Here is a 13482-nt window from a genome sequence, read left to right as displayed (position 1 = left end):
GCGGCATGTTCAGAAGTTACCTGCGGTTGCTGTTGTTCACCTTCGGCCTGCTGGCCGGTATCCAGGTCCCGGGGCTGGTGAAGGACTACAGCCAGCGGGTCGAGGCGCACCTGTTCGAATCCCGCGAGGCGCTCGACGGCTTCCGGCAGACCGCCGAACGTTTCTTCAATGGCGACCTGCAGGCGCTGCTGCGGCATTACCGCAGCAGCGACGACCCAGTGTTCAACAGTGATGCCAACAGCATTGAAAGCCTGATGATCCGCAACGAACTGCTGGAAAACGAATGGCAGGCGCTGCAAGCGCCATGGGCGCAGCGTACCTGGCACGTACTGGTACAGGCCGACCCGCAGTTGCGCGAAGAAACCCTCAATGGCTACAGCTACCAGATCCTGCTGGTGCCCGAGGCGGTTGGCTGGGGGCTTGGTGCAGGGTTTGTGCTGGCATTCGTGATCGAGAGCCTGTTGCTGGCAATTGGCTGGGTGATCCTGGGCGGGCGGCGTGGGGCGGTGAAAGAGAGCTGGCGCTGATTTTTGCTGCGCCTGTGCCGGCCCTTTCGCGGGTGAACCCGCTCCCACAGGTACTGCGCAGCCCTCAAGACCTGTGGTGACTCTGTGGGAGCGGGTTTACCCGCGAAGAGGCCAGCACAAGCACTGCAAATCTGTCAGACCAACACAATCCGCTGCCCACCCACATCCCGCGCATACCGCTCCAGCACCTGCCGGCAAACCCCGACCACTTCATCCACCAACGCCACCCCGGTCTGCCAGGCCACCACCAGCTCCAGGCTCGGCGGCGGTTGCAGCCCCTGCAGCAATACCAGCTCACCCCGGCTCAACTCGGCATCCACCAGCGCCGGCGGCAACGCACCAATGCCAAAACCGTCACGCAACAGCCGGGTAATCGCCGCCACCGAGTTCACGCAGTTCAGCCGCGGCGTTTCGGCCCCCGCGCCCTGCAGCAGGCTCAGCACTTCCTGGTGCGGCCGCGAGTTCTTCGAGAAGGTGATGATGCGTTCCCGCCCAAGCTCGGCCAGCGAGGCATAGTCGCGGTGCTGGTGCGAGCCGGAGGCCACCACCCAACCCATGGGGTAGCGCGCCAGGTCCAGGCTGCGGATCGATTGCTCGCGCAGCAGGTCGGTCTGCAGGATCACGTCGAGAAAGCCCTTCTGCAATTGCTCGCGAAGGTTCAGCGCAGTGTCGGCCACCAGTTCGATCTCCACCTGCGGGTAACGCTCGGTCAGCTCCGCCACCAGTGCGCTCATCCAGGTGTGGATCACCGTGTCCATCACCCCGATACGGATGCGCCCGACCTTGGCCCGGTCGCTGTCCAGCGACTGCTTCATGGCCTTGGCGGTTTCCAGCATGCGCTCGGCATATTCCAGCACCTTGCCGCCTTCCGGGGTCAGGCTGACGCCACGTGAGTCGCGCAGCAGCAGCTTCACGCCCAGGTCGGCCTCCAACGCGGCGATGCGGCTGGAAACCGAGGCCTGGGTAGTGAACAGCTTTTCCGCGGTCAGGCGGAAGCTCTTGAGCCGGGCGACCCAGACGAAGGTTTCGAGGAAGCGAAGGTTCATGATCAGTTTTTCTTGTTCCAGACCGGCGGTTTTTCTCGTTGGACGCAAATGGCGCGGCGTCTGAACAATGGCAGCCAGGCCGCGACTCATTGTCGCCCATAAAACAATACCAACAAGCCGAGGCAAGCATGAACCCCACCGGCGTGCAGCAGCAGGTCAGCTCCCCATCTTCGTCCGGGCCCTTCGCCTGGTATCGCGACATCGACTCACAGCAGCGCCGCACCTTCTGGAGCTGCAAGATCGGCTACGGCCTGGACGGCATGGACACACAGATGCTCAGCTTCGTCATTCCCACGCTGATCATGCTGTGGGGCATCACCACCACCGAAGCCGGGTTGATCCACACCAGCACCTTGATCGCCTCGGCCGTGGGTGGCTGGGTGGCCGGCATTCTCTCCGACCGCATTGGCCGCGTGCGCACCCTGCAACTGACGGTGCTGTGGTTTGCCTTCTTCACCTTCCTCTGCGGCTTCGCCCAGAACTACGAACAACTGCTGATCGCCCGTACCCTGATGGGCTTCGGCTTTGGCGGTGAGTGGACCGCCGGCGCGGTGCTGATCGGCGAGGTGATCCGCGCCCAGGACCGTGGCAAGGCAGTGGGCATGGTGCAGTCCGGCTGGGCCCTTGGCTGGGGCCTCACCGCCATCCTCTACGCGCTGCTGTTCTCCTGGCTGCCGGCAGAGCAGGCCTGGCGCGCGCTGTTCCTGCTGGGCCTGGTACCGGCGATCTTCGTGATCTTTGTCCGCCGCCTGGTCAAGGACCCCGAGGTATATCGCGAGGCCAAGGCGGTGGAAAACGCCGAGGCACCTGCGCAGTTCTACGAAATCTTTGCCCCGGGGATGCTCTGGACCACCGTGCGGGCTTCCCTGCTGACCACCGGCGCACTGGGCGGCTACTACGCCATTACCTCGTGGCTGCCGACCTTCCTCAAGAACGAGCGCGGCCTGAGCGTGCTGGGTACCGGTGGCTATCTGGCCATGGTGATCGTCGGCTCCTACGTCGGCTACGTGGTCAGTGCGTACCTGTCCGACCTGCTGGGGCGCAAGAAGAACTTCATCCTGTTCGCCGTGGGCTCGTTCGTCATCGTGCTGCTGTACACGCAAATGCAGGTCAGCGACGGCGTGATGCTGTGGCTGGGCTTCCCGCTGGGCTTCTTCGCCTCGGGTATCTTCAGCGGCATGGGCGCGTTCCTCACCGAACTGTTCCCCACGCGTATCCGTGGTTCGGGGCAGGGCTTCTGCTACAACATCGGCAAGGTCATCGCAGCACTGTTCCCGCTGCTGATCGGCGTGCTCGGCCAGAAGGTACCGCTGGGTCTGGGTATCGGCGTGTTCTCCGCCGTGTCCTACGGGGTGGTGATCGTGGCGGCGTTGAGCCTGCCGGAAACCCGCGGCAAACAGCTGCAGGCGCGTTAAGGTAGGCATATGAACAACGACAACGGAGGCCGTGCAGTGGAACGCCTGCTACTCAATTGCGACATGGGCGAGAGCTTTGGCAGCTGGCGCATGGGCCTGGATGCCGAGGTCATGCCCTACATCGATTGCGCCAACATCGCCTGCGGTTACCACGCCGGTGACCCCGGCATCATGCGCCGGACCGTGGCCCTGGCGCTGGAGCACGGGGTGACCATCGGCGCGCACCCGGCCTACCCGGACCTGGTCGGCTTCGGCCGCCGCTCCATGGCCTGCAGCCCGGAGGAAATCCGCGACCTGCTGCATTACCAGATCGGTGCGCTGGACGGTATCTGCAAAGTGTTGGGCGGCCACGTGGCCTACGTGAAACCCCATGGTGCGCTGTACAACGACATGATGGCCGACCCGCTCAAGCTGCGCACCGTACTGGAGGCTGTGGCGGCCTATGGCGCAGAACTGCCGCTGATGCTGATGGCCACCGCCGACAACCGCGCCGCCCAGGCCCTGGGTGATGAGATTGGCGTGCCGCTGTGGTTCGAAGCATTCGCCGATCGCGCCTACACCGCCAGCGGCCATCTGGTGTCGCGTCGCCTGCCCGGCGCGGTGCACCACGACCCGGCACTGGTGGTGGAGCAGGCCGTGCGCCTGGCCCGCGGCGATACGCTCGTCGCGGACGATGGCAGTGCACTGAGGCTTGCGGCCAGTACCCTGTGCGTACACGGTGACAACGACAGTTCGGTGGCGGCTGTGCGGCAGATTCGCCAGGCTCTCGATGCCCTGGAGTCGCGATGAAACACCGTATTGAAGTCGTGGCCATCGACAGCCTGATGGTGCGCCTGTTCGACTCCATCAATGAGGGCAACATGCCGTGGATGCTTGCCGCCAGCCAGCGCTTGCACGCGACGTTCGGCAAGCACTTGCTGGACCTGGTGCCGTCCTACACCACGCTGATGGTGCAGTTCGACCTGCCGCCGGGGGAGGCGAGGGCGCTGATCATCCGAGCGCTGGAAGGCTTGCAGCCAGACACGGGCAGCGGTGGCCGCCGCCATGAGATCCCGGTGTGGTACGACGCCAGCGTCGGCCCGGAGCTGCCGGTGTTGGCGGCCCGCAGTGGCTTGAGTGAAGCAGAGGTGGTCCGCTTGCACAGCGAGCGCGAGTACCCCGTGTTCGCCCTGGGTTTCGCCCCCGGTTTCGGTTTCATGGGTCTGGTGGACGAACGCCTGGCCAGCCCGCGCCTTAGCACCCCGCGCAAGCGCGTGGCGGCCGGCAGCGTCGGCATTGCCGAGCGCCAGACGGCGGCCTATCCAGCGGTATCGCCGGGTGGCTGGAACCTGATCGGGCGTACCCCGGTGCGCCTGTTCGACCGTGAACGCGAGGGCTACAGCCTGTTGCAACCCGGTGACCGGGTGCGCTTCGTGCCGGTTTCGCGCAACGAGTTCGTGGCGTTGGGCGGTGATGTGGAGGCACAAGCATGAAGCAGTTGAAGATCGAGGCCAGTACTCCGCTGTGCCAATTGCAGGATGCCGGGCGCTTTGGCGTACGCCATTTGGGCGTGACCCAGGGCGGGGCGCTGGACTGGGTGGCGATGCACTGGGCCAACTGGCTGCTGGGCAACCCGTTGGCGGCGCCGGTGGTCGAGGTGGCGCTAGGTGGTTTCTGTTTAGTCGCCGAGCAGGATTGTGTGCTGGCCCTGGCCGGTGCCGACCTGGATGCCCGTGTCGATGATCAGCCGCTGGCGCCCTGGCGCAGCTTTGCGTTGGTCAAGGGCCAGCGGTTGACCCTGAAGCAGCCGAAGCAGGGCGTACGAGCGTATCTGGCGGCGCCTGGCGGGTTCCTCGGCGAGGATGTGCTGGGCAGTTGTGCCACCGTTGTGCGGGAAGAACTTGGCGGTATCGATGGTCAGGGTTCTGCGCTTGGCAAAGGCCACGTTCTGGCATTCTCAGGCACTTCGCCGACCCTGCGTGAGGTACCCGAAGCGCTGCGGCCAGAGTACCCACAAAAGCCAGTGCTTGACCTGGTGATCGGCGCACAGATCGGTGACTTCAGCGGTACCAGCCTGTTCGAGGCGTTCAACCGCGAGTGGACGTTGGACAGCCGTGCCGACCGCATGGGCATCCGCCTGCTGGGGCCGCAGCTGGTCTACCAGGGCGCGCCGATGATTTCCGAGGGGATTCCGCTGGGGGCGGTGCAGGTGCCGCCGGATGGGCAACCGATCGTGTTGCTCAATGACCGGCAGACCATTGGCGGTTATCCGCGGCTGGGGGCATTGACGCCGCTGGCGCTGGCGCAACTGGCGCAGTGCATGCCGGGGGCGGTGGTGCGGTTCAGGGCGGTGGTGCAGGATGAGGCGTGGCGGGAGCAGCAGGCTTACCTGGACCGTTGGCGATAAGGCAGCCGGCCTCTTCGCGGGTAAACCCGCTCCCACAGGTACCCCACAGGCCTCAAGGCTTGCGCAATACCTGTGGGAGCGGGTTTACCCGCGAAGAGGCCGGTACCGGCAACATCACTTGGACAAGTAACGCATCCCTTCCTCCAACCCCTGCAAGGTCAGCGGGTACATCTTGTCTTCGATCAAGTCCCGCACCAGGTGGGTCGATGCGGTGTAGTCCCAGGCCTGCTTCGGGTACGGGTTGATCCAGATGATCTTCCTGAATTTCTCCATGAAACGCTGCATCCACACATAACCGGCTTCTTCGTTCCAGTGCTCCACGCTGCCGCCCGGCTGGGTAATTTCGTAGGGCGCCATGGCCGCATCGCCAACGAACACAACCTTGTAGTCATCGCCGTACTTGTGCAGCAGGTCGAAGGTGGAATAGCGCTCCGAGGTGCGGCGCAGGTTGTTTTTCCACACCGACTCGTACACGAAGTTGTGGAAGTAGTAGTACTCCAGGTGTTTGAACTCGGTCTTGCACGCCGAGAACAGTTCTTCGCAGACCTTGACGTGGGCGTCCATCGAACCACCGATGTCGAACAGCAACAGCAGCTTCACCGTGTTGCGCCGCTCGGGGCGCATCTGGATGTTCAGCAGCCCGGCATCCCGCGCGGTGTGGTCGATGGTGCCGTCGATGTCCAGCTCTTCGGCGGCGCCTTCACGGGCGAACTTGCGCAGACGGCGCAAGGCCAGCTTGATGTTGCGCGTGCCCAGCTCCACCTGGTCGTCCAGGTTCTTGTATTCGCGCTGGTCCCACACCTTCACCGCCTTGCCCTGGCGCTTGCCGGCCTCGCCCACGCGGATGCCCTCGGGATTGAAGCCGCCCGAGCCGAACGGGCTGGTGCCGCCGGTGCCGATCCACTTGTTGCCGCCAGCGTGACGCTCCTTCTGCTCTTCGAGGCGCTTCTTGAACTCCTCGATCAGCTTGTCCAGGCCACCCAGCGACTGGATCTGCGCGCGTTCCTCGTCGGTCAGCGAACGCTCGAATTCCTTGCGCAGCCAGTCTTCGGGGATCAACGCCTCGATGTGCCGGTCCAGGTTCTCCAGGCCTTTGAAGTAGGCGGCGAAGGCACGGTCGAACTTGTCGAAGTGGCGCTCATCCTTCACCAGGATGGCGCGGGCGAGGTAGTAGAACTCGTCCATGTCGGCGAACACCACGCGCTTTTGCAGGGCCTGGTGCAGGTCGAGCAGTTCGCGTACCGACACCGGCACCTTGGCCGCGCGCATTTCATTGAACAGGTTGAGCAGCATGGCCCGGCTCCTGTCAGCGGTTGCCGCGCCGGCTCATGAAGGCCAGGCGCTCGAGCAGTTGTACGTCCTGCTCGTTCTTCACCAGCGCGCCGGCCAGCGGTGGAATGGCCTTGGTCGGGTCGCGTTCGCGCAGCACCGCTTCACCGATGTTGTCGGCCATCAGCAGCTTGAGCCAATCGACCAGTTCGGAGGTGGACGGCTTTTTCTTCAGGCCTGGTACCTTGCGCACGTCGAAGAACACGTCAAGCGCCTCGCTGACCAGCGACTGGCTGATGTTCGGGTAGTGCACGTCGACAATCTGCTGCAGGGTGGTGCGGTCGGGGAAAGCGATGTAGTGGAAGAAGCAGCGGCGCAGGAAGGCGTCCGGCAGCTCCTTTTCGTTGTTGGAGGTGATGATGATGATCGGGCGCTGCCTGGCCTTGATGGTCTCGTCGATTTCGTAGACGTAGAACTCCATCTTGTCGAGCTCTTGCAGCAGGTCGTTGGGGAACTCGATGTCAGCCTTGTCGATTTCGTCGATCAGCAGGATGACCCGTTCCTCGGCCTCGAAGGCCTCCCACAACTTGCCCTTTTTCAGGTAATTGCGCACATCGTGGACCTTGTCCACGCCCAACTGTGAGTCCCGCAGGCGGCTGACCGCGTCGTACTCGTAGAGGCCCTGGTGGGCCTTGGTGGTGGACTTGATGTGCCAGGTGATCAGGCGCGCACCGAACGAGGCCGCCAACTGCTCGGCAAGCATGGTCTTGCCGGTGCCGGGTTCGCCCTTGACCAGCAAGGGGCGTTCGAGGGTGATGGCCGCGTTTACCGCCAGTTTCAGGTCGTCTGTGGCGACGTAGTCGCGGGTGCCTTCGAACTTCATGGGTCTGTCCTCTGCTGGAAGCCTGCACCGGCCCTTTCGCGGGTAAACCCGCTCCCACAGTTACCCCACCTTTTCTGAGGTTTGTGGAATACCTGTGGGAGCGGGTTTACCCGCGAAGAGGCCAGCACAGGCAGCACATATTTTCGATTTGTCACCGACTATAACGCGGGGTTCGCCGACTGGAAACGCAGACCAGGTATTCAGTCCCTGAATGCCCCGTCACTCGATCCTAGTCGGAATCCGGCGCATCACGCTCATACCGCGCATTGAACGCCTCGATGAACCCGTTGCGCAGTATCTGCAGAAACGCCTCGAAGGCGCTGATATCCTGTTTGTGCACGCTGCCGCTGAGCTCTACCCGGGTCGCGAACTGGTTCTTCGGCTGGTTCTTCAATACCGTCTCGGTTGCACCTACCAGCGCTTCCCAGACCGAGCGGAAGAAGCCTTTGTCCTTCTCCTGCACATCCTGCTGCCAGTCGAACACATCCACATCCCGCAATAGTGGCTTGATGTACCCGTTCAATCGCCCGTTGGTCGCCTCGGCCTCTATCACCACATCGCCGTGCCCGGCATTGAAATCGAACTTGCCGTAGGCGCTGGCGAAGTCATTGAGCTTGCGCAGCTCGATACCCGTGGCGCGCAGGCGGAACTCGAAGTCGTCGAAATCGCTGAACGGGTCGAAGGTGGCGCGACTTTCCACCTTGGCATCGCCTACGATCAGCGCCGTGCCATCGAAGCTGGCATCACGTCGGCCCTTTTCGTCACGAATGTTGGTGAGGTTGCGAATACTGGCATCGAGCTGAGTGGCCTTGAGGTTGACTGGTGGTTTGGAGTTGAAGTTGCGGAAAGTCAGCACGCCGTTGTCGATGCGAACCTCGTTCAGGGTGATCGGCAGCAGTTTTTCCAGTTGCTGGCGCCAGTCGGTGCCCTGACCGGTCTGCGAGTTCTGTTTGTTGCCGCCATCGACGAAGTTGAGTTCCGGCCGGTCGAATATTACTTCGGCAACCACTGCGCGGTCGTACCAAAGGGCGTGCCAGCTCACCGACAGGTCGATCAGCGGTGCATCGAGAAACGGTACCGGCACCTTGCCGGTGGTCTTGACGATTTTCAGCCCGTTGATCTGGTATGCACCGCGCCACCAGGCCAGGTCCACATCGGCCACCTGGCCACGGTAGTCGCCCATGTCGGCCAGTTTGTCATTGAGGTAGTCGCGCACCAGATAGGGCAGGGCCAGGTGCAGCGCCAGCAACAGCACGATCAGGCTGGCCAGGCCGATCAACGGCCAGCGATAACGGGCTCTCATCGAAGTGTCTCCAACGCAGGATATGCGGTTGACCGCAACGAGTCCGCGTGAGTTCGAACAGGCTTTACGGGCCACCGGTGCGGGCTTACCCTTGAGGTCTTTCCCTGCTTTTTTTCATGCCAAGGACCCCTGCCATGAGCCGTATCTTTGCAGACAACGCCCATTCCATCGGTAACACGCCGCTGGTGCAGATCAACCGCATTGCCCCGCGCGGCGTGACCATCCTGGCCAAGATCGAAGGGCGTAACCCGGGCTATTCGGTCAAATGCCGCATCGGCGCGAACATGGTCTGGGACGCCGAAAGCAGCGGCAAGCTCAAGCCGGGCATGACCATCGTCGAACCGACCTCGGGCAACACCGGCATCGGCCTGGCCTTCGTCGCCGCAGCCCGTGGCTACAAACTGATGCTGACCATGCCCGCGTCCATGAGCCTGGAGCGCCGCAAGGTGCTGAAGGCTCTGGGCGCCGAGCTGGTGCTGACCGACCCGGCCAAGGGCATGAAGGGCGCCATCGAGAAGGCCAACGAAATCGTCGCCTCCGACCCGGCCCAGTACTTCCTGCCGGGCCAGTTCGAAAACCCGGCCAACCCGGCGATCCACGAAAAAACCACCGGCCCGGAAATCTGGAACGACACCGACGGCGCGGTCGACGTGCTGGTGGCAGGGGTCGGCACCGGCGGCACCATCACCGGTGTTTCGCGCTACATCAAGCATACGCAGGGCAAGGCGATCCTGTCGGTGGCAGTGGAGCCAGTGGCCTCGCCGCTTATCAGCCAGACCCTGGCCGGCGAAGAGCTCAAGCCCAGCCCGCACAAGATCCAGGGCATCGGCGCCGGCTTCGTGCCGAAGAACCTCGACCTGTCGATCGTCGACCAGGTGGAAACGGTGACCGACGAAGAGTCCAAGGCCATGGCCATCCGCCTGATGCAGGAAGAGGGCATCCTCTGTGGCATTTCCTGTGGTGCGGCGATGGCAGCGGCCGTGCGCCTGGCCGAAAAGCCGGAAATGCAGGGTAAGACCATCGTCGTGATTCTGCCGGACTCCGGCGAGCGCTACCTGTCGAGCATGCTGTTCAGCGACATGTTCAGCGAGCAGGAAAACCAGCAGTAATGGCCTTGCCGCTGATCCGGCGCAACGTTTGGCGGCTTGGTTTATTGCAAAATCTTCATGATTGAGTTGCCGCCCAGGCTGTTTTTACCCCGGCGGCATCAGTTTATGATGGCAGGATGATTTATCGGAGAGCAGGGCGAATGGCCCTGTTTCTTCCTCAAGGAGTGAAAGCATGACCTTTTCCTTTGCAGCCAAGGCGGGTGTCTTGCTGGTGTTTTTTGGCAGCGTGCTGTTCGTGCACCTGCGCGGCAAGGCTCGCTTGCCGGTGTTGCGCCAGTTCGTCAACCATTCGGCGCTGTTCGCCCCTTATAACAGCCTGATGTACCTGTTTTCCGGCGTACCGTCCAAACCCTACCTGGACCGTCAGCGCTTCCCCGAGCTGGACGTGCTGAAGGACAACTGGCAGGAAATCCGCGAAGAGGCCATGCGCCTGTTCGACGAGGGTTACATCCGCGCCGCCGAGAAGGATAACGACGCCGGCTTCGGTTCGTTCTTCAAGAAAGGCTGGAAGCGCTTTTACCTGAAGTGGTACGACAAACCGTTGCCTTCTGCCGAAACCCTGTGCCCGCGCACCGTCGAGCTGGTCAGCAGCATCCCAAACGTCAAGGGTGCGATGTTCGCCCTGCTGCCCGGCGGCAGCCACCTGAACCCGCACCGCGACCCGTTCGCCGGCTCCCTGCGCTACCACCTGGGCCTGTCCACCCCCAACTCCGATGCTTGCCGCATCTACGTCGATGGCGAGGAATATGCCTGGCGTGACGGCGAGGACGTGATGTTCGATGAAACCTACGTGCACTGGGTAAAGAACGAGACCGACGTTACCCGGGTTATCCTGTTCTGCGACATCGAACGCCCGCTGAGCAGCCCGCTGATGACTCGCATCAACCGCAAGGTCAGCGCCTTCCTCGGCCGTGCCACCGCGCCGCAGAACACTGATGACGAGCGCGTTGGCGGGATCAACCAGGCCTACGCCTGGAGCAAGCGCTTCAGCAACCGGATCAGTAGCCAGGTCAAGCAGTTCAAGCGCGCCAACCCCAAGGCCTACCGCGTGCTGCGGCCGGTGCTGGCGGCGGTGGTGGTGTACCTGTTGTATCACTGGCTGTTCTGATTTCTGCCTGTTGGGGCTGCCTTGCAGCCCATCGCGACACAAGGCCGCTCCTACAGCTACCGCGCCACTCCCTGGAATTGCGCAGAACCTGTGGGAGCGGCCTTGTGTCGCGATAGGGGCGCAAAGCGCCCCCCGGCGTCCTCTCAGGAAACCACTCTGGTTCGGTGTTTATAGGGAATTATAGACAGACTATAGAGCGATTATAGATTGTGGTTGATGAGGGGCGCGCAGCCCTCTTTGCTGCCTCAAGCCGGCTCCAACGCCTCCACCACTTTCCCCCGGCTAAGGTGCACCACCTTGTCCGCCGTATCGAAATACCGGTCATCATGCGAAATCACGATGATGGTCTTGCCCAAACGCTTCAGGTCCGGCAGCAGCTCGGTGTAGAACACCCGGCGGAAGGTCGGGTCCTGGTCCGCCGCCCATTCGTCGAACACCAGCACCGGCCGCCCGTCCAGCCAGGCATTGACCAGTGCCAGGCGCTTGCGCTGGCCGGTCGACAGGTCGGTGGTGGTAAAGGCACCATCGCGCACGCTCACCTTGTGGGCGATCTCCAGCCGCTCCAGGTAGCGCGTGGCATCGCTGGGCAGGCTGTGTTCATGCTCGGGCAGGTCGTCGAACAGGTAGTAGTCGGCGAACACCGTGGTGAACAGCTGGCGATAGTCATCCAGCCCCTCCGGGCCGACGGCCTTGCCGTTCAGGCGCACTTCGCCGCGTTGCGGGGTGTACAGGCCCAGCAGCAGCTTGATCAGCGAAGTCTTGCCGCAGCCGTTCTCACCGACGATGAACAGGATCTCGCCCGGTTCGATGCTCAGGTTCACCGGCCCGACGCGGAACGGCTCGTTGCCGTCCACCGGCGGGTAGGCGTACTCGACGTTGTGCAGTTCCAGATGCGCGCTGGCCGGGGCGGCGCGCTTGACCGGCGGCTCCAGCAGCAGGTGCGGCTCGGGCGAGGAGAAGCGCTCGGACAGGTCGGCAATGCGCCGGAACGCCACCTGGGCGCGGCCGAGGATAGGCAGGTTGCCGATCAAGGTTTCCAGCGGGCCTTTCATGTACAGCAGCACCAGCACGAAGCCGCTCATCACCGCCGGGTCGTTGCTCGGCCATAGCGATTGCAGGGCCAGGGTCAGGCCGATGACCACGAAGAACAGCATCGACCCCAGGCTCTTGGCCGCGACGAAGATGTTGATGGCGCGGATATGGGTGTTGGCGATGAAGTCGGCGGTGCCCTGGATGTTGCGGGTCAGCATGGCATGGCGGCGGCGGCGGTCGATGCGCAGCTCCTTGGCGCCCTCGGCGATGGCCGAGTAGTGCTTCTGCAGGTTGTCTTCGGCATCGCGGGCGGCGTTGAAGCCGGCCACCCCTTTTTGCCTGGCCACGTACTGAATGCCACTGCCGATGCCGATGGCTGCCAGGGTGATGAGGAATATCGGCCACGACAGCCAGGCCAGGTAGGCCATGCAGCCAGTCACGGTGGTGAGCGAGATGGCCAGCGGGGCGAAGGCGAAGGCAAAGTCGCTGATGGTGTCGACGTCCCGGGTCAGCACCGGGATCAGGCGATGGGTGCGGTAGCGCTCGATCTGCTCGATCGGCGCCGACAGCACCTTGGCGCCGAGGTCCTTGCGCAGCCTGGCGATGACTTTCTGCCCAACGTAGTTGGTGCCGCTGTCGGCCGCCACGCTGCTGACCAGGGCCAGCACGCACAGGCCGGCGAAGGCCAGGATCACGCCCTGGCTCATGCCGCCAGCGGCATGCAGGCCCTGGTTGACGGTGGCCAGCAGGGCGGTCACGGCCAGGCCGCCGAGCATGCCCAGCAGCACCGAGACGATTACCGCCGGGCGGTAGGGTTTCAGTAGGCCCAGCAATTCGCGGATGGCCCCGGGGGAGGAGGTTTTCATGAAGCATGATCTCGCTGGTGAGGTGGGGGCGGGTCAGCTGCCGAGGGTCAGGGAGCCTTTCATCAAGGTGCTGTGGAACGGGAACGAGCAGTAGAAGCTGTACGCGGTACCTGCCTTCAGCGATCGGGTGTCGAGGCTGACGCTGTCTGTTTCACCGCCGCCGATCAGGCGGGTGTGGGCGAGCACCCGGGTGTCGCCGGGCTTCAGGTAGTCCAGGGCCTCGCCGGCTTTCTGGCCGTCGTCGAGCACGCCTTGCATGTCGGCCTGGGTACTCAGCACCCAGTTGTGGCCCATCACGTTCTTCGGCATGTCGCCAGGGTGGGTGAGCGTGACGGTGAACACGGCGCAGGCCTTGGGCACGATGATGGCGGCCTTGTCGAAGGTCATCTGGTCGGTGCCATGGATTTCCACGGCGCATTGCTGCGCCGACCAGGCGGCAGGGGCCACGGCGAGCAGGGCGAGGAGCAGAAGCTGGCGAGTCATGTACGGTTCCTGGGCGATAGAAGGGTGCACATCGTTCAGACGAACCGGCGCGCGC

Annotated in this window: 13 protein-coding genes; 7 read left to right on the top strand and 6 right to left on the bottom strand. The window is 63.4% G+C overall.

Translation table 11 applies throughout. From position 1 onward, the window contains the following. Positions 1-5 precede the first annotated feature (5 nt). Positions 6-527, top strand: a complete 522-nt coding sequence (locus QN085_RS19300; protein ID WP_023661383.1) for a DUF2937 family protein — start codon at positions 6-8, stop codon at positions 525-527. Positions 528-661: 134 nt separating this feature from the next. On the opposite strand, the gene QN085_RS19295 is transcribed toward QN085_RS19300, so the two are convergent. Next, positions 662-1573, bottom strand: a complete 912-nt coding sequence (locus QN085_RS19295) for a LysR family transcriptional regulator (RefSeq protein ID WP_023661382.1) — start codon at positions 1571-1573, stop codon at positions 662-664. A gap of 128 nt (positions 1574-1701) precedes the next feature. On the opposite strand from QN085_RS19295, the gene QN085_RS19290 reads away from it, so the two are divergent. The 4 genes from QN085_RS19290 to QN085_RS19275 are packed head-to-tail and all read left to right on the top strand — an operon-like array spanning position 1702 to position 5374. Further along, positions 1702-2988: an MFS transporter gene (locus tag QN085_RS19290; protein ID WP_013973753.1), complete on the top strand. Its 1287-nt coding sequence runs from the start codon at positions 1702-1704 to the stop codon at positions 2986-2988. A gap of 9 nt (positions 2989-2997) precedes the next feature. Then, a complete protein-coding gene (locus QN085_RS19285; protein ID WP_013973752.1) occupies positions 2998-3777 on the top strand; it encodes a 5-oxoprolinase subunit PxpA in 780 nt (259 codons plus the stop codon). Then, entirely contained in the window at positions 3774-4460 is a 687-nt protein-coding gene (gene pxpB / locus QN085_RS19280; protein WP_013973751.1) for a 5-oxoprolinase subunit PxpB, read from the top strand. Before QN085_RS19285 ends, pxpB begins: the two co-directional genes overlap by 4 nt. Further along, complete coding sequence (locus QN085_RS19275) at positions 4457-5374, top strand: 5-oxoprolinase subunit C family protein (RefSeq protein WP_013973750.1); 918 nt, start codon at positions 4457-4459, stop codon at positions 5372-5374. The genes pxpB and QN085_RS19275 overlap by 4 nt, the downstream gene beginning before the upstream one ends. A gap of 114 nt (positions 5375-5488) precedes the next feature. Here the strand turns inward: QN085_RS19275 and QN085_RS19270 are convergent, their stop codons facing one another. From QN085_RS19270 to QN085_RS19260, 3 genes are all read right to left on the bottom strand, one after another. Beyond that, positions 5489-6667 carry a vWA domain-containing protein gene (locus QN085_RS19270; RefSeq protein ID WP_013973749.1) on the bottom strand — a complete coding sequence of 393 codons (1179 nt, stop codon included), beginning with the start codon at positions 6665-6667 and terminating at the stop codon, positions 5489-5491. 13 nt (positions 6668-6680) lie between these two features. Continuing rightward, a complete protein-coding gene (locus tag QN085_RS19265) occupies positions 6681-7526 on the bottom strand; it encodes an AAA family ATPase (protein WP_013973748.1) in 846 nt (281 codons plus the stop codon). Between the two features lie 229 nt (positions 7527-7755). Next, positions 7756-8829: a DUF748 domain-containing protein gene (locus QN085_RS19260; protein WP_013973747.1), complete on the bottom strand. Its 1074-nt coding sequence runs from the start codon at positions 8827-8829 to the stop codon at positions 7756-7758. 134 nt (positions 8830-8963) lie between these two features. Between QN085_RS19260 and cysK the strand changes: the two genes are divergently transcribed. Then, a complete protein-coding gene (gene cysK, locus QN085_RS19255; RefSeq protein ID WP_013973746.1) occupies positions 8964-9938 on the top strand; it encodes a cysteine synthase A in 975 nt (324 codons plus the stop codon). Positions 9939-10110: 172 nt separating this feature from the next. Then, positions 10111-11046, top strand: a complete 936-nt coding sequence (locus QN085_RS19250; RefSeq protein WP_013973745.1) for an aspartyl/asparaginyl beta-hydroxylase domain-containing protein — start codon at positions 10111-10113, stop codon at positions 11044-11046. A 245-nt stretch (positions 11047-11291) separates the two neighbouring features. Here QN085_RS19250 and QN085_RS19245 read toward each other — a convergent pair whose 3' ends face one another. Next, positions 11292-12944 (bottom strand): cyclic peptide export ABC transporter, encoded by a 1653-nt coding sequence (locus QN085_RS19245; RefSeq protein ID WP_013973744.1) that lies wholly within the window; start codon positions 12942-12944, stop codon positions 11292-11294. A gap of 33 nt (positions 12945-12977) precedes the next feature. After that, entirely contained in the window at positions 12978-13427 is a 450-nt protein-coding gene (gene azu, locus QN085_RS19240; RefSeq protein WP_024087574.1) for an azurin, read from the bottom strand. Between the last annotated feature and the right edge of the window lie 55 nt (positions 13428-13482).

The organism is Pseudomonas sp. M2(2023) (genome assembly GCF_030263955.1).
In the GTDB taxonomy this organism is placed as follows: domain Bacteria; phylum Pseudomonadota; class Gammaproteobacteria; order Pseudomonadales; family Pseudomonadaceae; genus Aquipseudomonas; species Aquipseudomonas asiatica.
This window is presented reverse-complemented; position numbering and strand designations above follow the sequence as displayed.